The 22,220-nt window shown below is 70.3% G+C and carries 19 protein-coding genes; 7 read left to right on the top strand and 12 right to left on the bottom strand.

What is annotated here, in order from left to right; genetic code table 11:
* Positions 1-34 precede the first annotated feature (34 nt).
* From bcsA to bcsB, 7 genes are read right to left on the bottom strand one after another with little or no spacing between them, the layout of a single operon-like run.
* A complete protein-coding gene (gene bcsA, locus AC1DEL_RS11615) occupies positions 35-2,608 on the bottom strand; it encodes a UDP-forming cellulose synthase catalytic subunit (RefSeq protein WP_477125772.1) in 2,574 nt (857 codons plus the stop codon).
* Positions 2,605-3,378: a cellulose biosynthesis protein BcsQ gene (gene bcsQ, locus AC1DEL_RS11610; RefSeq protein WP_477125771.1), complete on the bottom strand. Its 774-nt coding sequence runs from the start codon at positions 3,376-3,378 to the stop codon at positions 2,605-2,607. The genes bcsA and bcsQ overlap by 4 nt, the downstream gene beginning before the upstream one ends.
* On the bottom strand, positions 3,375-3,575 hold the full coding sequence (locus AC1DEL_RS11605) for a hypothetical protein (protein ID WP_477125770.1): 201 nt from the start codon (positions 3,573-3,575) through the stop codon (positions 3,375-3,377). Before AC1DEL_RS11605 ends, bcsQ begins: the two co-directional genes overlap by 4 nt.
* A 6-nt stretch (positions 3,576-3,581) precedes the next feature.
* Positions 3,582-5,366, bottom strand: coding sequence for a cellulose biosynthesis protein BcsE (gene bcsE / locus AC1DEL_RS11600; protein ID WP_477125769.1), 1,785 nt, complete (start codon positions 5,364-5,366; stop codon positions 3,582-3,584).
* Between the two features lie 10 nt (positions 5,367-5,376).
* Positions 5,377-9,204, bottom strand: coding sequence for a cellulose synthase subunit BcsC-related outer membrane protein (locus tag AC1DEL_RS11595; RefSeq protein WP_477125768.1), 3,828 nt, complete (start codon positions 9,202-9,204; stop codon positions 5,377-5,379).
* A complete protein-coding gene (gene bcsZ, locus AC1DEL_RS11590) occupies positions 9,174-10,349 on the bottom strand; it encodes a cellulose synthase complex periplasmic endoglucanase BcsZ (RefSeq protein ID WP_477125767.1) in 1,176 nt (391 codons plus the stop codon). Before bcsZ ends, AC1DEL_RS11595 begins: the two co-directional genes overlap by 31 nt.
* A 1-nt stretch (position 10,350) precedes the next feature.
* Positions 10,351-12,636 (bottom strand): cellulose biosynthesis cyclic di-GMP-binding regulatory protein BcsB, encoded by a 2,286-nt coding sequence (bcsB, locus tag AC1DEL_RS11585; RefSeq protein WP_477159079.1) that lies wholly within the window; start codon positions 12,634-12,636, stop codon positions 10,351-10,353.
* A 338-nt stretch (positions 12,637-12,974) separates the two neighbouring features.
* Between bcsB and AC1DEL_RS11580 the strand changes: the two genes are divergently transcribed.
* Both AC1DEL_RS11580 and AC1DEL_RS11575 read left to right on the top strand, forming a co-directional pair.
* Positions 12,975-13,826, top strand: coding sequence for a D-amino acid aminotransferase (locus AC1DEL_RS11580; RefSeq protein ID WP_092289907.1), 852 nt, complete (start codon positions 12,975-12,977; stop codon positions 13,824-13,826).
* A 57-nt stretch (positions 13,827-13,883) separates the two neighbouring features.
* Positions 13,884-14,159, top strand: a complete 276-nt coding sequence (locus tag AC1DEL_RS11575; protein WP_092289905.1) for a hypothetical protein — start codon at positions 13,884-13,886, stop codon at positions 14,157-14,159.
* Between the two features lie 26 nt (positions 14,160-14,185).
* On the opposite strand, the gene dgcN is transcribed toward AC1DEL_RS11575, so the two are convergent.
* Both dgcN and yfiR read right to left on the bottom strand, forming a co-directional pair.
* A complete protein-coding gene (gene dgcN / locus AC1DEL_RS11570) occupies positions 14,186-15,424 on the bottom strand; it encodes a diguanylate cyclase DgcN/YfiN (protein WP_092289903.1) in 1,239 nt (412 codons plus the stop codon).
* Complete coding sequence (gene yfiR, locus AC1DEL_RS11565) at positions 15,421-15,942, bottom strand: regulatory sequestration protein YfiR (RefSeq protein ID WP_441644005.1); 522 nt, start codon at positions 15,940-15,942, stop codon at positions 15,421-15,423. Before yfiR ends, dgcN begins: the two co-directional genes overlap by 4 nt.
* A gap of 189 nt (positions 15,943-16,131) precedes the next feature.
* On the opposite strand from yfiR, the gene AC1DEL_RS11560 reads away from it, so the two are divergent.
* The 4 genes from AC1DEL_RS11560 (at position 16,132) to AC1DEL_RS11545 (ending at position 17,564) form a co-directional block, all read left to right on the top strand.
* A complete protein-coding gene (locus tag AC1DEL_RS11560) occupies positions 16,132-16,347 on the top strand; it encodes a hypothetical protein (RefSeq protein WP_092289892.1) in 216 nt (71 codons plus the stop codon).
* Between the two features lie 139 nt (positions 16,348-16,486).
* On the top strand, positions 16,487-16,909 hold the full coding sequence (locus tag AC1DEL_RS11555) for a YXWGXW repeat-containing protein (RefSeq protein ID WP_092289890.1): 423 nt from the start codon (positions 16,487-16,489) through the stop codon (positions 16,907-16,909).
* 87 nt (positions 16,910-16,996) lie between these two features.
* Positions 16,997-17,221, top strand: coding sequence for a hypothetical protein (locus tag AC1DEL_RS11550; RefSeq protein ID WP_092289888.1), 225 nt, complete (start codon positions 16,997-16,999; stop codon positions 17,219-17,221).
* A gap of 64 nt (positions 17,222-17,285) precedes the next feature.
* A complete protein-coding gene (locus tag AC1DEL_RS11545) occupies positions 17,286-17,564 on the top strand; it encodes a hypothetical protein (protein WP_092289887.1) in 279 nt (92 codons plus the stop codon).
* Positions 17,565-17,609: 45 nt separating this feature from the next.
* On the opposite strand, the gene AC1DEL_RS11540 is transcribed toward AC1DEL_RS11545, so the two are convergent.
* From AC1DEL_RS11540 to glpK, 3 genes are all read right to left on the bottom strand, one after another.
* Complete coding sequence (locus AC1DEL_RS11540) at positions 17,610-17,993, bottom strand: hypothetical protein (protein ID WP_092289886.1); 384 nt, start codon at positions 17,991-17,993, stop codon at positions 17,610-17,612.
* Between the two features lie 60 nt (positions 17,994-18,053).
* A complete protein-coding gene (locus tag AC1DEL_RS11535; protein ID WP_092289884.1) occupies positions 18,054-19,682 on the bottom strand; it encodes a glycerol-3-phosphate dehydrogenase/oxidase in 1,629 nt (542 codons plus the stop codon).
* Between the two features lie 64 nt (positions 19,683-19,746).
* On the bottom strand, positions 19,747-21,279 hold the full coding sequence (gene glpK / locus AC1DEL_RS11530) for a glycerol kinase GlpK (RefSeq protein ID WP_477125765.1): 1,533 nt from the start codon (positions 21,277-21,279) through the stop codon (positions 19,747-19,749).
* A 54-nt stretch (positions 21,280-21,333) separates the two neighbouring features.
* Here glpK and AC1DEL_RS11525 point away from each other — a divergent pair, with 54 nt between their 5' ends.
* Positions 21,334-22,188 carry an NUDIX hydrolase gene (locus tag AC1DEL_RS11525; RefSeq protein WP_092289880.1) on the top strand — a complete coding sequence of 285 codons (855 nt, stop codon included), beginning with the start codon at positions 21,334-21,336 and terminating at the stop codon, positions 22,186-22,188.
* Positions 22,189-22,220 lie beyond the last annotated feature (32 nt).

The following is a 22,220-nucleotide window of genomic DNA, read 5'->3' as shown; positions in this document are numbered from 1 at the left end:
TCGGCTCCTGCGGCGTGATGGCCGGCGTGATGAATTAAGGCTGGCGGGGGCGGCGGCGCCCGATCAGCAGGTCGACCGCTTCCGCGCAGGCGTCGTAGAGGCGCAGCAGGCCCTGGTAGCCCATCTCGATCACCTCCTTGAGGCTGCGCAGCGGGGCGTCGGCGTGTTCGTCGTCCAGCCAGTCGATCCAGGCGTCGGCGCGGCCGAAGGTGCACTGGATCAGTTCGATCTCGCGCTCGGCCGTCAGCCCCTCCATGCGCACGCCGAGGTGGCGGTTGACGTTGCGCGTGACCAGGCCGGGGAAGTGGTAGGTGCGCGTGCCGCGCGCCAGGCAGACGCCCACGCGCGCGCCTTCGTCCAGCATCACCTCCACCGGCAGCAGCAGGCCGAGGCCGCCCATCGAGTAGTTCTCGGTGCGGCAGGCGAGCGTGGCGCCGTCCGGCAGCAGCAGCGTGGCCGGCACGCGCATCGGAATGCGGTGGGAGACCCGCACCTGCCGCGCCTCCCGCGCCACGCCCACGGCGGCGCCAAGCATGATCAGGTTGGCCAGCGCCCAGCCCATGTTCATCAGCACCGTGGCCGGCTCGTCGGTGCTGCCGAACAGCAGGTGGCCGACGCCAACCGCCAGCCCGATCACGTTGAGCGCCAGCAGCACCAGGTAGGGCTTGGAGATGGTCCAGTCGAGGTAGTCGTCGGCAATCTGCCCGCCCTTGGCGGTGACGTTGAACTTGCCCAGGCGCGGGTTGATGAAGGCCACCGTGGTCGGCAGCACGATGTACCAGGCCAGCACCGATTCGTAGACTTCGGCCCAGAACGAATGGCGGTAGCGGCCCTGGAGCCGCGAGTTGGTCACGTTGGCCACGAACAGGTAGGGCAGCACGTAGGCCATGATCAGCAGCGCCGAGGTGTTGATCACGTGCAGGCCGAAGTACAGGTAGGCGATCGGCATGGTCAGGAAGATCAGCCGGGGAATGCCGTAGAAGAAGTGCAGCATCGCGTTGCTGTAGCAGATGCGCTGGAACAGGTGCAGCCCGCGCCCGAGCAGCGGGTTGTCGATGCGGAAGATCTGCGCCATGCCGCGCGCCCAGCGGATGCGCTGCCCGATATGGCCGGACAGGCTCTCGGTGGCCAGCCCGGCCGCCTGCACCGTGCGCAGGTAGGCGCTGTTGTAGCCGAGCCGGTGCAGCTTGAGCGCCGTGTGGGCGTCCTCGGTGACGGTCTCCACGGCAATCCCGCCGATCGCCAGCAGCGGCGCGCGCTTGATGACCGCGCAGGAGCCGCAGAAGAAGGTGGCGTTCCAGAAGTCGTTGCCGTCCTGGATCAGGCCGTAGAACAGGCTGCCCTCGTTCGGCACGCGCCGGAAGGTGTCGAAGTTGCGCTCGAACGGGTCTGGCGAGAAGAAGTGGTGCGGCGTCTGCACCAGCGCGCACTTCGGGTCGGCCAGGAACTCGCCCATGGTCATCTGCAGGAAGGAGCGCGTGGGGATGTGGTCGCAGTCGAAGATGGCGATGTACTCGCCGTCCGTCTTCGCCAGCGCCTTGTTGATGTTGCCGGCCTTGGCGTGGAAATTGTCTTCCCGCGTGAGGTAGCCCACCCCGGCCGCCGCCGCGAACTCCCGCATCGCGGGCCGCCGGCCATCGTCGAGGATGAACACGCGCAGCTTGTGCGCCGGCCAGTCCATGCTCAGCGCCGCGTACACGGTGGGTTGCAGCACAGCCAGCGACTCGTTGTAGGTGGGGATGTAGACGTCCACCGTCGGCCATGCCTCCGGGTCGGCCGGCAGCGCCTTGGGCTGGCGGTTCAGCGGCCACGCCGTTTGCAGGTAGCCCAGCCCCAGCACGATCCAGGTGTAGACCTCGGCCGCATAGAGGAGGTAGCCCACGGCGGCCTCGGTGGCCGTGGCGAACTGCAACGTCTGCGTGGAGCGCCACCAGATATAGCGGCCCGCCATCAGCGCGGAGAGCACCATCATCGCCAGCGTCGGCAGCCGGCCGGGAATGCGCCGCAGCACCATTAACCCGATCCAGACGATGGCGAACAGCAGTAGCTGGCTCGAGAACGTCAGCGGCGTGGTGCTGATGACCGCGCCGGCCAGGCAGGCGAGCACCAACGAGGTGGGCACCGCGAACGGGATGCGGCCCACGCGCGTGGCGACGGCCTCCACGCCATCGCCCACGCGCGCCCAGTCCACGCGGGGCAGCCGCGCGGCAATGCGGCGCCGCATGCGCGTCACCGCGTAGTAGATCGGCCCGAGCAGGCGGTCCAGCCAGCGCCGGAACGGTGTGACCCCCGGCGGCGCGGCAACCTGGCGACGCTTGCGGAGGTCGGCGGCCAGCCGGTAGCGCGGACGAGGCGGGCGGATGAACAGCCGCCACAGCCACGCGGCGGGGTCGCGGCGGCGGCCCATGCCGAGCCGGGCCAGCGCGCGCCGGTACAGCAGCGCGGCCCATTCCGCAGGAATATCGGGCTTGCCGGGGCGGGGCGGCTGAAACACGGCGCGCAGCACCCAGATGCCGCCGTGCGCCGGCGCGGTGACGCCAAGGTGGCGCGCCAGCCGGTCGCGCGCGATGGCCAGCCAGCGGTGGAGTCGGGCGGGCTTGTCGCTCATCGTTCGCGCTCCTGTGGCGGGGCGCCGATCCAGTGGGACACCCACGACGCCAGCCCTTGCAGGTCGTGCGCCGCCTGCGAGTGTGGCGCGCTGCGGCAGAAGTTCTCGCTGCGCGCGAAGGCTTCCGGAATGCCGCTGTCCTCGTGGACGGGGCAGGCCAGCATCGCATTGCCGAGCGTGGCGCGCAGCAGCGTGACGATATCGGCATGCAGCCGCCGTGCCGGCTGGAGTCGCGTGGCCACGTAGCAGGCGGTGTGGCCGCGCCGCGCCAGCGCATCGGTCAGCCGGCCCAGCCCGACGCAGACTTCGGGCTGCGGCGGCAGCAGCACCAGCACGAGGTCGGCCGCGGCGATGGCCTGGCCCGCGTGCGGCGAGGGCCAGGGCGGCGTGTCGATCAGCACCGCGCCGTGCGCCGGCGTGGCCACCTGGGCGATCAGCCCGCGCAGCCAGTGCGGCCCCGCGCGCAGCAGCTTGCCGGCCTGGATGTCATCGTCGTCGCTGTCCTGCTCGCCCCAGGGCACGAACAGCACGCCATCGTCGCTGCGCAGCCCGGCCTGCGCCCACGCGGTGGGCGATCCGTCGGCCAGGCAGCCGGACAGCCCCGCGCGCGCCGCGTCGCGCAGGCCGAAGTGGTAGCCCAGCAGATTGCGCGGATCGCATTCGAGCGCCAGCACCGGGTGCCCGCGCCCGGCCAGCAGCGAGGCCAGCGAGGCCGTCACCATGGTGCGTCCGGCGCCGCCGGCGGGGGAGACGATGGCGATAGTTTTCATCGCTGGGGCTCCCGGTCCGGGCGGCGCTTGCCGCGAATCACCATGCCGTGCAGTTGCGGCGGCAGGCGTACGGTGCGGCGCGGGCGCGGCGTGGTCCATTGCGGGAACCAGCGCAGCAGGTCGAAGCGCCAGATCACGAACGCCAGCGGCGCCGCCAGAATCAGTCCCCAGATGAAGTAGCCAAGGAAGATGGACATGTCGCGTCAATCCTGTCGAAGCAGCGGCACGGGGTGCGGCTGCGGCATGGCACGCGGTTGCGCGGGCGGGGTGTCGCGCAGCGGCAGCGTGGGGATCTCCGCCACTGGCGGGGCGTCGGTGCCATCGTGGGCAAGCAGCGCCGCCGTGGTGTCCGGCATCGGGGCCGGCGCGGGGCGGGGCGCCTCTTGCTGGCGCGCGAGCCAGCTGCTGTAGTCGGGCGGCGGCACCTCGGCGATCTCGGCCTCGAAGCGGCCCAGCGTGGCGCCGATGGACTCCAGGTCGCCATTGCGCACGTCGCCATGGAACAGCTCGCCCAGCGGCTGCTGGAACACGCGCCGGCACACGGCATCCACGTCGTCCATGCGGCAGGCGAAGAAGAAGGCGTAGAGGCTGTCGCTGCCGGCCGTGCAGAGATCGCCCGCGCGGTTCATGCGGCAGGCGCGCAGCGCCTCCACATGGGCCACTTCGGGCAGCAGCGGCAGTTGCAGCAGCACGTGGGGCAGCCGGATCATGCGGCTGCGCTCCACGGCGTCGCGCACCAGCGAGACGAACTCGGCGGGCGGCACGTAGCCGCTGGTCGAGGTGGTCAGCACGGCGGACAGCGCGTTGCGGTAGTCGGCAAGAATCGGCCGCGAGAACACCTGCCCCTGCAGGCCCTCGATCATGGCCTGCACCCGGGCGAACGGCGTGCGCTGGGCGATGACGAGATTGGCGCCGAGGTTGAGCATCAGCAGCTCGTAGTGCTGGCGCATGGCCTCCTTGTCCTCGCGCACGGCAATCTTCAGCGCGCGCCCGGCGCTGCGCCGCAGCCGGTGCACCTGCTCGGCCAGCGCCTCGAGTTCGCGCCCGCCGCCGTAGTGCAGCAGGACCGTGGCCGCCACCGCGCGGGCGGCGCTGGCCACGGCGGCTTCGTTGCTGTCCACTACACGCCAGTGCTCGGGGATGTAGCGCTCGCGCAGCACCGCGTCGCGGCTGACGATCACGCGCTGCTCGTCCGGCGCGAGCATGCCGGCTTCCTCGATCGTGTCGGTGAAGGTCTGCGCGGCCACCATCAGCCGGTGCTCGTGCGGCGCAAAGCGCAGCGGCACGATCTCGCCTGCCACCACGGCCTGGTTGTCGCGCCAGAACGCCACCTCCCAGGTGTACTGCCCCTGCTGCTGCGAGAGCTGCACCGCGCCGGCAAAGCGGCCGTGGAAGCCCTGCAGGTCTGGCGCCGGCTGGCCCGGCTCCGGCGCCGGCGGCCCCATCACCAGCAGCACCGCGCAGCGGTGGCGCGCGCACCATTCGCCCAGGCGCTGGCCTTCCTGAGCCAGCCGCCCCGCATCGTGCCAGGCGAAGAACCCCTCCGCCCCTTCGATCAGCATCATGCTGCCCTGCGCCCCGCACTGGTCCACCAGCGCCTGGAGTGCCTCCATCAACCCGTCGATGGCGGGCCGGCTGGCGTCCGTGGGCGGGCGCAGCGCGCACAGGTTGGCGCGGCCGTGGAGGGCGCGGTTGGCGTCGATGTCGAGCCCATGGGCACGTAGCTGGGCGACGATGTCGGCGGCGTCGCGCGTGGAGAGTACCGTGGCCGGCGCGCGTAGCGCCGTGGCGGCGGTCTGCCAGAACAGCGCGTCGCGGGCGGGCGAGGGCTCGGCATAGACCACGTGCGCGCGGGCCGGCGTGAGCGTGGCCAGCGCCGGCGACAGGCCGTCGATGGCCAGCCCCGTGCGCGCCTGGAAGCGCGCGCGCAGGCCCGGCAGGGCCGTGGCGGGGATGGCGGGGGCAGCAGTGCGGTCGGTGTGCTTCATCGATCCCCCATCAATAGGCCGAGTAGGGCCGCACCGGGTTCGGCGGGAACGGCACCGGGTCGCGGCGACGATCGAACAGGTAGCGCAGCCAGACCATCGCCCGGTTCGGCGCGTAGTCGCGCGAGCGGTCGATCTGGAAGCCTGCGCCGGCCACCCAGTGCGGTGCGAAGCTGTATTCCACCGTGGCGCCGAGCGTGTAGCTGAAACCGCCGCCCGAACCGCCCGTGTAGATCGGATTGCCGGCGAGCTGTTGCAGGTCGGGACGGGTGGGGAAGTAGGGCGCGTCGTCCTCGTAGGTGAACGACCAGCCGGCCGAGCCCTGCAGCCGCCACGACCAGCGCGCGTAGCGCCCGGTCCAGTCGAGCGGGATGCCGAACGAGAGGTAGCGTTGCGGGCTGTAGTAGCCGCCATGGCCGAACGAGTAGAAGCGCTGGTTGTCGCTGTAGCGCCAGTAGTTCAGCACCAGCCCGCTGGTCACGCGCTGGTCGCGCTGGGCGTAGACGGGCAGGTCGAAGCCGGTGCGGACCGTGAACTCGCGGTTCGTCACCACGTTGTGGCCGGTGTAGAGCCCGGCGCCCACGTCGCCGAATACGCTTACGCGGCCGATGTCACGCGCGTAGCGCAGGTGGATGCCGTTGCGCACCACGCCGCCCCAGGTCTCGCCGGTGACGGGGTCGGTGGCGCCGCCGTAGGAGATCAGCGAACTGGTCACGGCCCGCCGCGAGACATCGACGGAGGCGGACGAGACGCCCAGATCCGCCCGATAGCGGAAGCCGCCCACCACGGTCTGTTCGGTAAAGCCGAGCGGCGTGGTACCGAGGTCCGCCCGCCAGCTGTTGTCGGCGCCATCGAACTCGTAGCCGGCGGCCAGCGCCACGCCACGGTCGGTCTGGCCGATGGTGCCGAGGCCCGTGTTGCCGAGCGCGGCGATCTTGCCGAACTCGGACGCCTTCGAGAAGTTGCTCGCCTGCAGCGTGCCGGCGTCGAGCAGCACGGTGTCCGCATGGAAGAACATGTGGCCGGTGTAGCCCTGCGGAATGCGCACGAACAGCGGGATCTCGGTGGCGTGCAGCCGCGAGATGCCGGCATCACCGGATTTGTTCGACTGCATCACGGCGGTCGCCACCTCGCCCTGGCGGCGCGCCTCCAGCCCGGCCAGGGCGCGGCCGGCCGGCGTGCCTTCGGGGCCAGCCAGGACGCCTTCGCGCTGCTCCAGCCCCTGTGCGGTGCGATAGTGCGCCGCCGCGTCGTTGAAGTCGCCACGTGCCTGGGCGATGCGGCCCTGCTGCACGGTGATGTCGGCGCGGTCCGGGTAGCGTTGGGCGAGGTCGTCGACCACAGCGCTGGCCTCGTCCGTGCGCCGCATCGCCGTGAAGCGCCGCGCCACCGAGAGCCGGGTGTCGATGTCGTCGTCGGGGGTATCGGCCAGCACCGCGCGCACGATCTCCAGCGCCTGCGCCTCCTTGCCCTGCCGTTCGAGCATGCGCGCGAGCGTGAGCCGCGCGTCGGCATCCTTGGGATCTTTGGCGAGCACCGCCTGCGCGGCCTCCGCCGCACCCCGGTAGTCGCCGCCGGCCTCGCGCAGATCGGCCAGCGTCAGCAGCCAGCGGCGGTCGGCCTGCTGGGCCTCGGGCACGGCGTACAGCGTCTGCCGTGCCCGCGTCAGGTCGCCGTCGGCCATGAGCCGGTCGGTGCGGCGCAGCGCCAGCCGCAGTGACTGATCGTCGAACGATGCCTGCTGCGCGGCGGTGATGCCGGGCAGGGCGCGCGATTCGGCGATCCACGCCTGCAGCGCGTCGTCGCGGTCGGCGGCGGCCAGCAGTTCGCCGTAGCGCAGGCGGATGTCGAGGCGGGGATCCTCGGGGTGCGCGGCCAGCCAGTCGCTGACCAGCCGCAGGCCCTTGTTGGTCTCGCCCAGCCCGATCCATTCACGGCCGATGGAGGCGAGCATGTGCGGTTCGTCGCGCGCCGCGATGGCGGCCTGGTCGAGCAGCGCCCGGGCCTCGTCGTCGCGGCCTTCGGCCAGCCGCAGTCGAGCCTCGCGCAGCAGCTTTTGCGCCGCGAGGTTGCTGGCGAGCCCGCGCATGCCTTCGCTGCGTTCGGCCTCGGGCACCGCCGCCAGCACAGCTGTGGCGGCGTCGATGTCGTCCACGGCATTGAGATAGAGCGCCGTGGCGTAGCGCATCTCGGCGGTGGGCGCGGCGGCGACCCCATCTTCCATGACGCTGCGGCCCAGCACCGGCAGGTTGAGGTCGCGATAGAGACGGGCCAGCGTGTAGCGTGTCCACGCGGCATCGGGCGCCAGCCGGATGGCATCTTCGAGCCGCTGCAGCGCCGGGCTGCGCTTCTTCTGCGCGATGAGCTGGTCGGCCTGCACGGACAGCAGGTCAGCCCGCAGCGCGCGCAATTCAGACTCGGAGCCCTGCATGCGGCGCGACGCGTCCGCGATCAGCGGGCCGATCTCGTCCTGCCGCTGCCGCGTCTGGAGCAGGGCGACGAGGCTGCGCAGCGCGCCCATGTCCGGCTTCGGCCGGGCCAGCATCTGGCGCAGCAGCGTCTCGGCCTCGGCATCCTTGTGCTGGGCGATCAGCGCGTCGGCCAGAATCGCCTGCGCGTTCTCATTGCCGGGCTGCAGGGCCAGCGCCTCGCGCGCCAGCGCTTCGGCCTGCACCGGCTTGCCCTGGGCGTTGGCCTCGCGCGCACGCGCCACGGTGCCCCAGAACGTGGCCGTGTCCCGCAGGCTGCGCCATTTATTGCGATTGTCCGGATCGAGCGTCATCGCCCGGGAAAACAGCTCGCGGGCTTCATCGTGGCGGCCTTCGCGCAGCCGCACCAGGCCGAGCCCGCCGACCACCTCGCCGTCCTGCCGGCGCTTCTGGTACGCCTTCTGGAGGGCGATGTCGGCCTCGTTGAGCTGCCCGCGCTCCAGCTGGGCCAGCCCGCGCTGCCGCGCCTGCCAGGCGGGATCGGCTTCGAGCTTGCGCTGGGCTTCGCGCTGGGTGCCGAGGCTGGCGAGCGTCTGCTTGGCGGCCTCGTCGTCGGGCACTTCCTTGAGGTAGCGCTCGAACCACACGTAGTAGGCCGGATCTTCGTTGACGCTGTACAGCGTGCGCCGCCAGATGTCGAGCGCGCTCTTGCGGTCGCCATCGGGCCGCTGGGTGAGGTCGTAGAGGATGGCGAGCCCTTCCTGCCGGGTGGCCTCGCGGTCGGTCAGCAGGCTGCCCAGCGCCAGCGCGAGGCGCGAATCGTCCGGCTCCTGCTTCACACGGCGGCGCAACTCGGCAATCGCGCGCGGGCGGCCGGCGGTGGTGCCGGCCAGGATGCGGTAGTAGTCCACCGCCAGCTCGCCGCCTGGCGCGCCGCGCGGGAACAGCGTCTGCAGCCGTGTGGCGGCTTCCTCGGACTTGCCGCTGCGGGCGAGCAGCCGCACCTGCGCCATCTCGCGCTTGTCGCGCGTGGCGATGCGGTAGGCGTCTTCGAGGTCGCGCGTGGCGGCGCTGTCTGGCGCCACCTCGCGCATGCGCCGCAGCACCTTGTCGGCTTCGGCGGGGCGATTGGAACGGATTTCGATCAAGCCCAGCATCTTGAGCGCCTCCGGTTGGCGCGGATCGATCAACAACGCCTTCTCCAGCACGCCACGCGCCATGTCCGCACGGTTGCGTGCCTCCCACATGCGTGCCGATGCCAGCAACTGCGCCATCTCCCGGCGCGTGGTGGCGCTGGCGGCGGCTGGGGCCGATGCGGCGTCGGCAGCCGCTGCCTCCCCCGGCAGCGCGGCGCTGGCCAGCAGCAGCCACAGCGTGGGAGCTAGCGCCTTGCCGGGCATGCGGTGTTCCACGCCGGCACCAGCTTGCCGTCCGCCTCGAACCGGTACAGGCCATCCACATGCCCCAGCCCGAACAGCGTCAGCACCTGACTGTAGTAGCCGGAGGGCGACTGCGCGGCCAGCGTGCGCGTGCGCTGGGCCTGGGTGCGCGCGGCGTCCGGCTGGCCCTGCGCCAGCATGAACGGTGCGATGGCCGCCGAGAAGCCCGCATTGCCCGCGTTCGGCCCGAACGTGCCCGCCTGCGTGTCCACCCGCTCGGGCGGGTGGCCGTTGGCGAGCACGTAGTCGGCCATCGGATGCAACGTACGCAGCACACCGGCGCGCAGCGGGTCGCCCGCAGCGGTCATGCCGGCCCACAGGTAGACCCGGATCGAATCATAGGAGCCCGTGGCCTGCGTGTCCGTATCGGGCCGGAAGCCGGCGCCTTTCTGATACAGCACCCAGTCGGGCGAGAAGCCGCGCGGCGCGGTGTCCACGATCAGCCGCCCCGCGCTCTCGACCATGGCCTGCCAGCCGCGGTCCTCGGTCAGCACGGCGGCCAGCCGGCGCATCACCGGCAGCGGCACGTAGCTCGGGTTCAGCCGCCAGCTATCCGGGGTGGGATGAAAGCCGACCGGGCCCGGCAGCAGCGTGCGGCCCAGTCCGGGCAGCACGGCCGATTCCTCGCGCAGCGCGCGCCGGGCGACCAGCGTGCCCAGCGCCGTGAAGCGGCGTTCGCGCCAGAGCCGGCCGGCTTCGAGCAGCGTGTAGGCGATCCACAGGTCGGCGTCGCTGGCCGCGTTGGTGTCGATCACGCCCCAGGTGCCGGCCTCGGGGCCGCTGTCGCGCTTGCCCCAGATCCACGCGGGCAGGTGGGCGCTCAGGTCGCCGCGCGCCAGGTTGTTCTCGGTCCAGCCGAGCAGTTTGTCGAAGGTGGCGCGGTCGTTGGCCACGAGCGCGAAGAACAGCGCGTAGGCCTGCCCTTCGGAGACCGTGGCCTGGCGCTCGGTGCTGGCATCGACCACGCGGCCGTCCGGGCTAATGGTGTCGCGCCGGAAGGCATCCCAGTCCGGCCACGGGCAGGTGGCCGCCAGGCTGGCGAGCGATAGCCCCGCCAGCGTGGCCGTCACCATGCCGCGAGCGATCTGCCTGAGCCAGCGGGGCAGCGCACGCCGCATGTCACCCTCCGTTGCGGCGTGCCGCGATCCGGCCCAGCGCCCAGAACAGGGTCAGCGCCACCAGCAGCCCGGCGACGAGGCCGGCGATGGCCAGCAGCGCCGGGTGGTCCGCCATGCGCACCCACACGCGCGCATACCAGGGCAGGGTGCCGACGTAGTAGCGCTCGCCCAGGCGCAGCCCCTCCACCTCGCGCTGGCGGACCACGGTGAGGTCGCCGCGGATCTGGGCGACCTTGCCGGCGTCCTCGAGCACATCGAGCACATCGCGCACGTTCTCCGGCGCGGTGGCGGTCACGGCGACCACGCTGCGCTGCGCCGCGTACGGTGACTCGAAGCCGATCAGCGCCGCCAGCGGACCATCGGCCGAGAGGATGGCGCGCCCGGCGGGTGACACGTTGTGGTCTGCCTCGCCACTGAGCCAGTTGGTCCACGCCCCGCCGCGCTGGTCGCGCAGCGTGATTTCGGTGCGGCCCTGCTGGACCAGGATCGGCAGGGACTTGCCCCACTGCGCCAGGATCTCGCCGGCGCTGCCCGTGCCCACCATCAGCAGGTTGCGGTCCTTCACGGTGTCGATGGCCTTGGCCGGCGCCACCGCCACGCGCAGCGCCGGCAGGCCGGTCCACTTGCCCATGTGGCCGAGCAGCGTCAGCATCGCCTCCTGGTCGAGCGCGCTCGGGGCGTCCGGCATGACCACGGCGGTATCGGCCAGGTCCGCCAGCCGGGTGAACGGATAGCCGCTGTTGGCGAAGAAGGCGAGGTTGGGCAGCGCGGCGTAGTGGGAGAAGCCGCTGAAGTCGATCGACGAATCGGGGTCGACCGCCGCGCGCGCCACGTTGGCCGCCGTGGACGCGCACAGGCCGGTCTTCTGCGAGTCCATGTGGAAGCGGAACTGCATCTGGTTGTTGCTGCCCACGCGGAAGGCCGGGATCAGGATTTCGTTGCTGACGGACGCGCTGCCGCCCGAGATCAGCGGCACGCTGACCAGGCTCTCGTCGTTCTGCGCGGTCAGCGGCTTGAGCCRGTACGAGCGCACGAGCTGCTCGTTGATATCGACGCTGAGCACCGAGTCGTTGTAGGTGGACGGCGCGGTGTAGCGGTACCTCACGTTCATCGGCACGGCGCGGTCGTTCCAGCCGTACAGGTCGGCCGGCACGCGCAGGTTCACCCGGATCGGCTCGGGGCTGGCGCCGCCTACCTGGAGCTGCTGCGGGTCCGTGACGAGTTCCTTGAACAGCACGGGGCGGTCCACCGGCGCCCAGGCCGGCGCGTCGTAGGGCTTGCGCGGTTTGCCGAGTTCCACAGACTGCACGCCGGCGCGGTTGCCCGCCATGGCAGCCTTGCCAAGCACCAGCGCATTGGCCGCCACCTGCAGTTCCTGCGGATTGCGGCCGGCGAGCACCAGCAGCTTGCGCGCCGGGTTCGACGGATTCGGCATCACGCTGACCGAGGCGCCCTGGATCTCGGGCAACTGGAGGCCCGCCGGGATGGCGTTCGGCATCGCAAAGACAATGGCGTGGGCATCGGCGGGCGGCTGGCTGCGTGACGGGAAGCGCAGCTCCCGATAGCTGGCCAGCGCGCCGAGCCAGGACGACACCACGCCGGCGGCCTGCAGCGTGGCCGCATCGGCATTGGCTGGCAGCACGAAGGGCACGGTGACGCGGCTGTTGTCACGGCGGTCGAAAAACGGGGCGGGCAGCAGCGCGAGGTTGTCCGGCAGCGTGACGGGCAGCTTGGTCAGCGTCAGCGTGGTGGCCGGGCTGATGTCCGCCCAGAGGCTGGAGTGGTAGGGGTCCTCGCAGTGATCGACCGTGTAGTGGGCGATCATCTGCACGTTCAGGCGATTGAAGTCCGTGAAGTAGCGCGGGTCGAGGTCGATCTCGCGCGTGATCTGCTGGCCCGCCTGCTCCTTCTCCAGCGGCAGGGTGGCCACGACTTCGTCGTTGAGGCGGATCTTCAGGTGGGAGAGCGGATAGACCAGCGAGGGCGAATACGTGAAGACCAGCTTGAGCCTGGCGGCCGTGACCACTTCATCGAGGCGCACGCCGACATTGAGGGTGCGGTCGGGGTCCACGCCGCGCAGCGGGATGGGCTGGTTGGCGCCCATCTGGGCCAGCGTGAGCACCTGGGTGCGGCCCGGGGCCGGTGCAGCGGCTGCCGGGCTCGAAGCTGCCGTTGCCGCAGGGGCCGGGGCTGGCGTTTGCGCCATCGCGGACGCGGCACCTGCGGCCATGCACAGCATGGCGAGCCGTTTGCCGCCACAGCGCAGGTCTGACACGAGAAGAGTCATATCGAGTGCCCTGTGAAGGTGGCGCAGCCGCACCATCAAAGAAGACCGAAGCGCCGCGCTCACGGGACTGCGTGACGAATATAGCACGCAGTTTTCGGCGAATTACGAGGTGGTGCGGGGCGTGGATCGTGAATTAAAAAGAATTCAATTCACATCGCCGCATTCGGGCAAAAGATTGAATTCAGTGGCTCCTGTTTGCGCGAACGGGTCAAGCGTTTGGCGTCACACGGGCGCGGATTGGCGAGAAATGGTGCAGCGTCGATGCACAATTTGCATAAGGGGAGGAAGCGCCATGTGGAAGAATGACAATCTCCTACCCTCATCGCCGTCATCGCGCCATGTCCGAAGCCATCGTCTACCTGAACGGGGACCTGCTCCCGTTGTCCGAAGCCCGCATTCCCGTCCTCGACCGCGGGTTCATCTTTGGCGACGGCATCTATGAAGTGATCCCGCTCTACAACGGCAAGCCGTTCCGGGGCGCGCAGCATCTGGCGCGTTTGAAGCGCAGCCTGGCGGCCATCGGCATCGACGATCCCTATACCGAAGCCGAATGGCTCGCGCTGATCGGCCGCGTGGTCCAGGCCAACGGCCTGTCGGACCAGATGGTCTACATGCAGGTCACGCGCGGCGTGGCGAAGCGGGCACATGCGTTCCCGAAGGAAGCGGTCACGCCGACCGTGCTGATCATGACCAACCCGATGGCGCTGCCACCGGCGTCGGCGGTGGAGCAGGGCGTGGCCTGCGTGACGATGGAAGACCGCCGCTGGCTGAACTGCCAGATCAAGTCCACCTCGCTGCTCGGCAACGTGCTGGCTGCGCAGGAAGCCGCCGCCAACGGCGTGACCGAGGCGATCCAGTTCCGCGACGGCCAGCTCACCGAGGCCTCGGCGTCGAACGTGTGGCTGGTGCAGCAGGGCCGCGTGGTGGCCCCGCCGAAGGACAACCTGATCCTGGAAGGCATCCGCTACGGCCTGATGGAGGAACTCTGCGCCGCCATGGACATCTCGTTCACCTCGCGCCGCATCTCGCGCGACGAGGTTTTCGCGGCGGACGAAGTCATGCTGTCGTCGGCCAGCAAGGAGCTGCTGCCGGTGGTCACGCTCGACGGCCGCGCCATCGGCAACGGCAAGCCCGGCCCGGTGTTCCAGCGCCTCTACGCGGCCTACCAGGCGGCCAAGGCAGCGCTATAACGCACGGCGTGCCCGTGCTAGGATGGCCGCGGACGAACCACCGAGAGGAGGCCAGTCATGGCCAAGCGCGAGCGCAGCCGGCGCGTCATCATGGAAGAGGTGAGCCGGCGGGTCCAGCAGATCGACGAGATTGCCGACGAAGGCCGACACATCCAGGTGCCGGACCCGCAGCCGCACCCGCGCGATGTGCGCGGCCGGAACTGGGACATGGCCCGCTTCGGCAATGCACGCGGCTTCGAAGCCGCCATCCGCAATGTCGTGGATGACGTCCGGGACGAGTTCGACCTGACCGACGAGCCGGTCTCCACCGTGCCGAACCCGTTCGGCGACTGAGGATTGTGGATGGCGGATGGTGCGGCTCAGGCCGGCGCCACCGCCTCTGCGTAGCGCCAGGTGGCGCCGGACTGGCGCTTGGCGCCGTACATCGCGGCGTCCGCCGCATGCAGCAGCGCGGTACCGCCGCGCGCGTGCACCGGATAGACCGCCACCCCGATACTGAGCGTCGCCCCGATGCTCGCCCCGCCCGCCACGCCGAACGGCTCGGTCATCGCCGCCAGGATGCGCTGGGCGGTCAGCACGGCGTCGTCGGCCTCCCGCAAGGTTCCCAGCAGCACCGCGAACTCATCGCCGCCCAGCCGGGCCGCGCGGTCGGTCTCGCGCAGGCAGGCCCGGATGCGCTGGGCGATGCCCACCAGCACCGTGTCCCCCACGGCATGGCCGTGGCGGTCGTTGATGCCCTTGAAATCGTCACTGTCCAGATAGAGCACGGCCACGCGCTGGCCCAGCGCCGCCGCGCTGCGCACGGCCTGGTCGAGTGCCTCGGTGAAGGCGGCGCGGTTCAGCAGGCCGGTCAGGCTGTCGTGCGTGGCGCGATGTGCCAGCGAGCGGTTCTCGTGCTGCAACTGTCCCTGCCAGGCCTCCAGTTCGTCGAGCAGCACGTTGAAATCCTCGCCCAGCGCATTGAGTTCGTCGATGCGCGCCGGCGGCACGCGCTGGCCGAACGCGCGTTCGGATCGCACCGCATGGGCCACGCGCATCAGGCTGCGCACCGGATCGATGATGTGCACGAGCATGCGGCTGGACAGGTAGTGCGCGCCCACCGCCGTCAGCAGCAGGCAGGCCATCAACCCGAGCATGCCTTTGAGCAGGAAGTGGAGCAGCGCCACGGGGTCGCCGACCACGCGCACGCTGCCCACCTGCTGGGATTCGTGGAAGACCGGCTGGTCCACCGGGCCCGAGGTCAGCAGGTCCCGGGCGAACTGGTGCAGGTCTGGGAAGCGCGCCGAACCATGGCGATGCCAGCTGGCCACCGGCTGGCTGTCCCGATCGAAAATCCAGGCCGCGGTCACGTCTTCGCTGGCGGCGATCATCGCCAGGGTCTCGGCGGCGGCGGCTTCATCGCGGAACACGATCGGCGCCTCCACCGTATAGGCGATGGAGCGCGCCACCAGCCGCAGGTTGTGGTCGGCATAGTCGCGCAGCGCGGTCAGGCCCAGGCCGGTGAGCGTGGTGCCGGCCGTGAAGACGGCGATCAGCGCCACGCTCAGGTGGAAGCGGCGCAGGGTGCCATAGAGCGACGGCCGGGCGGCGCGGGTCATGATGCCGGCGCCTTGCGGCGACCCAGTTGCAGCACGCCGGGGTGGACGTGGATGCCGCTGCGGCCGAGGGCATCGAGGTTGACGCGGAACGAGACCTGCCGCTCGCGGACATTGAGGCAAAACATGCTGCCTGCGTCACATTCGAAGTCTTCCTCGGCGATGATCAGTACCGGGCGGCCGGTCAGGTCGGCCGAGATCTTCTCGCGACGCGGGGCGGACATCGCGCCGACATAGAGCGCGTCGCAGTCGGGCGCCGGGTTGCTGGCCATCGGATCGAGCTGCCGCGTGGCCACCAGCCGGCCTGTGGAGAGCGCGCCGCCCTCCATCAGCTTGCCGGCATAGCGCGCGACGGGGTCCACGCAGAGCCGCAGGGTGTCGCGCTCCACGGGCCAGCGCGCGTAGCCGAGCAGGGACATGACCACGCGCGCCACGGCCTCCGGGCGCGGCAGCGCCGGGGCGGCCGGTGCCAGGTCGTGCGCGGCCAGCCGGGGCGTGGCCAGCAGCAGCGCGGCGAGCATCGGCAAGGCGGGCAGCAGGAGGGACAGAGACTTGGCGCGCGGCACGGGCAGGGGTGGGGGTGGGGGTGGGGGTGGGGGCCAGTAGGGTGGGATCCATTGGGATGTCGGCACCGGGCCGGCAAACTGTAGCGGGCGCGCCCATGTGGATGTGCTAGAGTCGTTTGAACGCGTTTGTCCACGGAGGGCACCATGGCAACCGAATCCCAATCGCAACAAAAAGGGCAAGTGAAGGCGTTCGTGCAGACCGCGCCGCAGGCAGGGCGCTATGTCTGGATCATTGCGCTGGTGGACTTCAGCGCCCAGCAGGTCCGGCGCACCATTGTGTCCGACGACACGTTCACCACGGCCGACGCCGCGCGCGTGGCCGGCGACGCCCAGCTCAAGGCGATGGCCGCCGATCACTGACGGTCGCTCATCCGGCGTGCCCGGTGACTGTCACGCCACCTCGTTTCCCGATATCCTTTCGCAAGGCGGGCCCCATCGGTCCGTGCCCGCTGCTGCCTGTTTGCCATCGAAAACCCGAAGACAGATAGAAGGAGAAGGAATGCCCAGGCTTCAAGACCAGGTCCAACGCCATCTCGTCCGCGCCATGACAGGCGCGACGCTGCTCGCAGCCACCCTGGCGTTCGCGCCGGCGGCGATGGCGCAGGTCAATATCAATATCGGCATCGGCACCCCGCCGCCGGCCCCGATCTACGAGGCCGTGCCCGCGCCGCGCCCCGGCTATGTCTGGCAGCCCGGCTACTGGGCCTGGGACGACCACGGTCACAAGCACAAGTGGAAGCAGGGCAAGTGGGCCAAGGATCGGCCGGGCTATGTCTACGAGTCGCCGCGCTGGGTGGAGGCGAGCAATGGCTGGGTGATGCAGCCGGAGCGCTGGAACCAGGGGCCGGGCGACCACGGCAAGCACAAGGACAAGGGCGGCAAGGGCTGCCCGCCGGGCCACGCCAAGAAAGGCGAGTGCTGAGTCACGGTCTTCTCATCATGCGGTAACTGCCGCGCGGGGCGCCATGCTAGGATTTCCGCGAGATGATTCCACCCGGAGGCATGAGACATGGCAAAGCAGGTCTTCTCGCGTGCGCAGTATCTCGACATCCTCAACGACAGCCTGCGTCGGCATCCGGGCTGGCAGCCCGGCATGGCGTTTGTGTTCCTGCCCCCGGGCGCGGATGCGGGCCAGGCCTCGGGCGTAGGCTGCACCGGGCCGCTGGAGGCGCTGCCGGTCTATTGCGAGATCGAACGCGTGGCGTCGGGCCTGATCACGGTGCAGCCGGAATAAACCGGCCACCTGGCCCGCCCCGGTACAATGGCGCCCTTACTTAATTCCCCTCGGACAAATTCCCGTGAAGAAGACGGACCTGGAAAAGAACAAAGGCCTCAAGATCGCCCATGAGATGAAGCACGCTGCGGCGGTGCGTGGCGGTGGCGCGGGTCAGGCGGCAACGCTCGCCCGGCGCGAGCAGCGCAAGCTCGACCAGCAGGCCGGCCTGGTGCCGTTTGCATGCAAACTGGAAGGGAAACTGGCGACGCGCCTGCAGGAACTCGCCAAGGAGCACCCGGGCGGCATGAACGGCCTGATGGCCGAAGTGCTGGAAAAGGGGCTGGCGGGCGTGACCGCCTGAAGCTGGGATGGCCCCTCTCCCTGTGGAAGAGGGGCGCTGAAGGCTTTAGCCTTCGTCTTCCTCGTCGTCGAGGAAATCGCGGCGCAGCAGCCAGTTGGTGATGGCTTCGTCGCAGACCTTCTTGAGCTTGCCTTTCTCGGGCAAGCTGTCAAACAGCTGGAAGTTCACCAGCGCCAGCCCGGCGTCGGTGATGTAGAACAGGCGGTCCGGCTCGTCGTAATGCACGAGGCGGCCGTCGATGCCGGACTCCTCGCTGTCCGCCGGCATGTCCTCCAGCTCCACCACACGGCACGTGAAGCGCGGGCTGCGCGTGTGGGTCAAATATTCAAATTCGTCATGCATGATCTCGCCGCCCTTGCCGGCGATGACAGCGAAGCCCCAGATGAACCGKGGCATCGGCAGATCGGACAGATCGTCAATCTCGTCCATGGTGTTCTCCCTGATGCGATACCCGGCATTATCGCCCAAGTCTTGGCGCCAGCTGCGCCTTTATAGCAGGTACCCCTTCGCCAGCGCGCCAAAGCTCTCCAGTTCGCGCGCCTGCCAGGCCGCGTCGTGCCCGAGTTCCTCGGCCAGGATGGCGGCCACGCGCGGGGCGCCGGCCAGTGCTGCGCGGGCGTCCAGGAACAGCGCGCGGTTGCGGCGGGCCAGCACGTCTTCCACGCGCCGGGCCAGTTCGTGGCGGGCGGCAAAGCGGACGTGGGCCTCGGTCAGGCCGGTTTCGGGCACCACCAGGACGTCGGCGCCGGGCAGCGCGTGCACCAGCGGCAGGTCGGCGCCGTAGTAGCGGTCTGGCGACCCGGAGCCCGGCGCGGGCAGGTCCGCCGGCAGGCCGGTGGCGCCGTGCAGCGGCAGATCGGCCGTGCGGCCCGGTGCCGCGGGCAGTAGCTGGCGCTGGATCGCCGTTTCCACCACGTCCTCGGCCATCTTGCGATAGGTGGTCCACTTGCCGCCGGTGACCGTGATCAGGCCAGCCTTCGACACCAAAATCGTATGTTCGCGCGACAGCGAGGCCGTGGACGCCTCGCCAGTCGCCTTGACCAGCGGCCGCAGGCCGGCCCAGACGCTGGTCACGTCGGCGCGCGTGGGGTCGCGGGACAGGTAGCGCGCCGCCGTCTCCAGGATGAAATCGACGTCATCGGCGCCCGCGCGGGGCTCCAGCGGCAGGTCGTGGCGCGGCGTGTCGGTGGTGCCGACGATGGTGTGGCCGTTCCAGGGCACGACGAACAGCACCCGGCCGTCATCGGTCTTCGGTATCAGGATCGCGCGGTCGCCGGGCAGGAAGCTGCGCGGGATGGTCAGGTGCACGCCCTGGCTCGGCGCCACCATGGTCCGCGCCTGCCCGTCCTCCATCTGCCGCACGGCATCGACCCACACCCCCGTGGCATTGATCACGCAGTCCGCGCGCAGCGGGAAGGTCTCGCTGCCTTCGCCGTTGCCATTGCCATTGCCATCGAGGGCATCCTGCGCGGTCACGCCGGTGATCACGCCGTTTTTCTGCGAGAGTCCGGTCACGCGCATGTAGTTGACCGCCGTGCCGCCCACGTCGAACAGCGTGCGCATCAGCGCCACGGCCAGCCGTGCATCGTCGAACTGGCCGTCGAAGTAGAGGTTGCCGCCGCGCAGCGGCCGGCCGCCGACGTGTTCGGCCAGCGTGGGCGCGGCCTCCAGCGTCTCCCGATGGTTCAGCCAGCGGCTGCCGGACAGGTTCAGGCTGCCCGCCAGCATGTCGTACACCTTGAGGCCGATGCCGTAGAACGGCTGGTCGAACATCTGGTAGGCCGGCACCACGAAGCCCAGCGGCCAGACCAGGTGCGGCGCGTTGCGGGCCAGCAGGCCGCGCTCGTGCAGCGCCTCGCGTACCAGGCTGATGTTGCCCTGGGCCAGGTAGCGCACGCCGCCGTGCACGAGCTTGGTGGCCTTGCTTGATGTGCCCTTGGCGAAGTCGGCCGCCTCCAGCAGCAGGGTGCGATAGCCGCGCGACGCGGCGTCCACGGCCGTGCCGAGCCCGGTGGCGCCGCCGCCGATGACGATGACGTCCCAGCGGGCCTCGCGCCGCAGGGTGTCGAGCAGGGCGGCGCGCGAGGGGGGCTGGATGGGGAGGGCGGGTGTGGGCATGGTGGTTCGGTGCAAATCGATCGTATGTCGGCGAAGTTTGGCGATGTCGCGTGGTGAGGCGCGGTCAGGCGGCCGGCGCGTCGTCGCGCGCCCAGTCGCGGGCGCGGTCCACGGCGCGGTGCCAGCGGGCCAGCCGCTGCGCGCGCTCATCGGCGGAGAGGCGTGGCTCGAAGCGGTGCTCCACCTGCCACTGGCGCGCAATCTCTTCGGTATCGGCCCAGTAGCCGGTGGCCAGCCCGGCCAGATAGGCGGCGCCCAGCGCGGTGGTCTCGGTCACGCGGGGGCGCACCACCGGCGTGCCGAGCAGGTCGGCCTGCATCTGCATCAGCAGGTCGCTGCGCGAGGCGCCGCCATCCACCCGCAGCTCGGCCAGCGCGATGCCGGCGTCCTTCTGCATCGCGTCGAGTACATCCACGCTTTGCAGGGCGATCGATTCCAGCGCGGCACGGGCGATATGCGGCCCGCCGGTGCCCCGCGTGATGCCGACGATGGTGCCACGCGCGAAGGGGTCCCAGTGTGGCGCGCCGAGCCCGGCGAAGGCCGGCACCAGCACCACGCCGCCGGTGTCCTCGCACTGCCGCGCGAGCGGCTCCACCTCGGGCGCGCTCTGGATCAGCTTCAGGCCGTCGCGCAGCCACTGGATCGTGGCGCCGCCCATGAACACGCCGCCTTCGAGGCAATATTGCGTGTCGTTGCCGATCTGCCAGCCAATCGTCGTCAGCAGCCGGTTGCGCGAGGTCACGGGCTGGCTTCCGGCATTCATCAGGATGAAGCAGCCGGTGCCGTAGGTGTTCTTCGCCATGCCGGGCGAGAAGCAGACCTGACCGAAGGTGGCCGCCTGCTGGTCTCCGGCGATGCCTGCGATGGGGATCTCGGTGCCGAACAGCCGGGCCGAGGTGCGCGCCACCTCGCCGCTGGAGGGCGCCACCTCCGGCAGCAGGCTGCGCGGAATGTCGAGCAGGCCGAGCAGTTCGTCGTCCCAGCGGAAATCGTGGATGTTGAACAGCAGCGTGCGTGATGCATTCGACACATCCGTCACGTGGCGCTTGCCATCGGTCAATTGCCAGATCAGCCAGCTATCGACGGTGCCGAAGGCCAGTTCGCCGCGTTCGGCGCGGGCACGGGCGCCTTCGTAGTGGTCGAGCATCCAGCGCAGCTTGGTGCCCGAGAAATAGGCGTCGATGATCAGGCCGGTCTTTTGCTGGAAGGTGTCGCCGTGGCCCTCGGCCTGCAAGGCTTCGCACATCGGCGCGGTGCGGCGGTCCTGCCAGACCAGCGCGCGGCCCACCGGCTCGCCGGTCTTGCGGTCCCACAGCACGGTGGTCTCGCGTTGGTTGGTGATGCCGATGGCGCGGATCTGGGTGCCGCTGACGCCGGCATCGCCCAATACCTCGTGGGCCACGGCCAGCTGCGACTGCCAGATTTCATAGGGATCGTGCTCGACGTGCCCGGGATGCGGATAATATTGCCGGAACTCGCGCTGGGCGATCCGCACCACATTGCCGGCGTGATCGAACAGGATGGCGCGCGAGCTGCTGGTGCCCTGGTCGAGGGCCAGCACGTACTGGGGCTGCTGCGATGAAGGCGTCGGGGTCATGCGTTCCATCCGGAATTGAATTGCGGCCGGGTTTGCCGGCCAGACATCGCTGCCATGGCCGAATCCTTGTTCCAACCGTCAGATATCGTGAGTGTGGTGCGCGCCGGCGTGACCGCGCGCAGCCCGTTCGAGCCCGCCGCCCACTTGCGGCTGACCGTGGCGGGACAGCAGGTGGGGTGGATGCCCCGCGTCCATGCGGAACTGTTGCGGCGCATCCCCGGCATGCTGGGCGATGGCCCCGCGGGCGAGCCGGACGCCGTGACGCTGCTCCCCGCCTGCACCACCTTCGAGACCCGCAGCGCGGCGCTGGCCACGCTGGCACGGCAACTGGCCGACGCCGGCCACGTGCGCGGCTGGCGCAACGAGTTGTTCGCGATCACCCCGGCCCTCGCCGCGCCGGCGTTCGCCGTGGTGGAGCGCGCTGCAGCGCGCTTCCTCGGGCTGCTGACCTTCGCCTCGCACATGAACGGGATCATCGCCGGCGAGCGGGCGATGTGGATTTCCCGCCGCAGCGAGAGCAAATCGGTCGACCCCGGCATGTGGGACAACCTCGTGGCCGGCGGCATGCCCCACGGCAGCCATCCGCTCGAAACGCTGATCCGGGAATGCGACGAGGAATCCGGCATTCCGCCCGATCTGGCGGGCCGGGCCGCGCCCCACGGCGTGATCGAGGTACTGCGCGAGATCCCCGAGGGTGTGCAGTGGGAGCACGTATACATATATGACCTGACGCTGCCGCCGGACTTCGTGCCGGTGAACCGCGACGGGGAGGTGGCCGAGCACCGGCGTATCGAGCCGGGCGCATTGCTTGCTATCATGGCGGACCGCGCCATGACCGTGGATGCCACGCTGGTGACGCTGGATACGCTTATCCGGCGCGGCTGGACGCCCAGCGCGCCCCCAGCCTGACCCGCCCCAGCCTCGCTGCGCATCACGGTGCC

Source organism: Cupriavidus sp. 10L43_2 (genome assembly GCF_056395265.1).
Note: the sequence above shows the minus strand (reverse complement) of the source record. Positions and strands in the feature narration are given on the sequence as shown.

What these genes read in the sequence shown, in the direction of transcription:
- AC1DEL_RS11560 (WP_092289892.1), top strand. Translation starts at nt 16,132, where the DNA reads ATGGCAACCGAATCCCAATCGCAACAAAAAGGGCAAGTGAAGGCGTTC.
- dgcN (WP_092289903.1), bottom strand. Translation starts at nt 15,424, where the DNA reads ATGACCCGCGCCGCCCGGCCGTCGCTCTATGGCACCCTGCGCCGCTTC.
- AC1DEL_RS11580 (WP_092289907.1), top strand. Translation starts at nt 12,975, where the DNA reads ATGTCCGAAGCCATCGTCTACCTGAACGGGGACCTGCTCCCGTTGTCC.
- glpK (WP_477125765.1), bottom strand. Translation starts at nt 21,279, where the DNA reads ATGACCCCGACGCCTTCATCGCAGCAGCCCCAGTACGTGCTGGCCCTC.
- bcsZ (WP_477125767.1), bottom strand. Translation starts at nt 10,349, where the DNA reads ATGCGGCGTGCGCTGCCCCGCTGGCTCAGGCAGATCGCTCGCGGCATG.
- AC1DEL_RS11550 (WP_092289888.1), top strand. Translation starts at nt 16,997, where the DNA reads ATGGCAAAGCAGGTCTTCTCGCGTGCGCAGTATCTCGACATCCTCAAC.
- AC1DEL_RS11535 (WP_092289884.1), bottom strand. Translation starts at nt 19,682, where the DNA reads ATGCCCACACCCGCCCTCCCCATCCAGCCCCCCTCGCGCGCCGCCCTG.
- bcsE (WP_477125769.1), bottom strand. Translation starts at nt 5,366, where the DNA reads ATGAAGCACACCGACCGCACTGCTGCCCCCGCCATCCCCGCCACGGCC.
- AC1DEL_RS11555 (WP_092289890.1), top strand. Translation starts at nt 16,487, where the DNA reads ATGCCCAGGCTTCAAGACCAGGTCCAACGCCATCTCGTCCGCGCCATG.
- AC1DEL_RS11575 (WP_092289905.1), top strand. Translation starts at nt 13,884, where the DNA reads ATGGCCAAGCGCGAGCGCAGCCGGCGCGTCATCATGGAAGAGGTGAGC.
- yfiR (WP_441644005.1), bottom strand. Translation starts at nt 15,942, where the DNA reads ATGCTCGCCGCGCTGCTGCTGGCCACGCCCCGGCTGGCCGCGCACGAC.
- bcsQ (WP_477125771.1), bottom strand. Translation starts at nt 3,378, where the DNA reads ATGAAAACTATCGCCATCGTCTCCCCCGCCGGCGGCGCCGGACGCACC.
- AC1DEL_RS11525 (WP_092289880.1), top strand. Translation starts at nt 21,334, where the DNA reads ATGGCCGAATCCTTGTTCCAACCGTCAGATATCGTGAGTGTGGTGCGC.
- AC1DEL_RS11605 (WP_477125770.1), bottom strand. Translation starts at nt 3,575, where the DNA reads ATGTCCATCTTCCTTGGCTACTTCATCTGGGGACTGATTCTGGCGGCG.
- bcsA (WP_477125772.1), bottom strand. Translation starts at nt 2,608, where the DNA reads ATGAGCGACAAGCCCGCCCGACTCCACCGCTGGCTGGCCATCGCGCGC.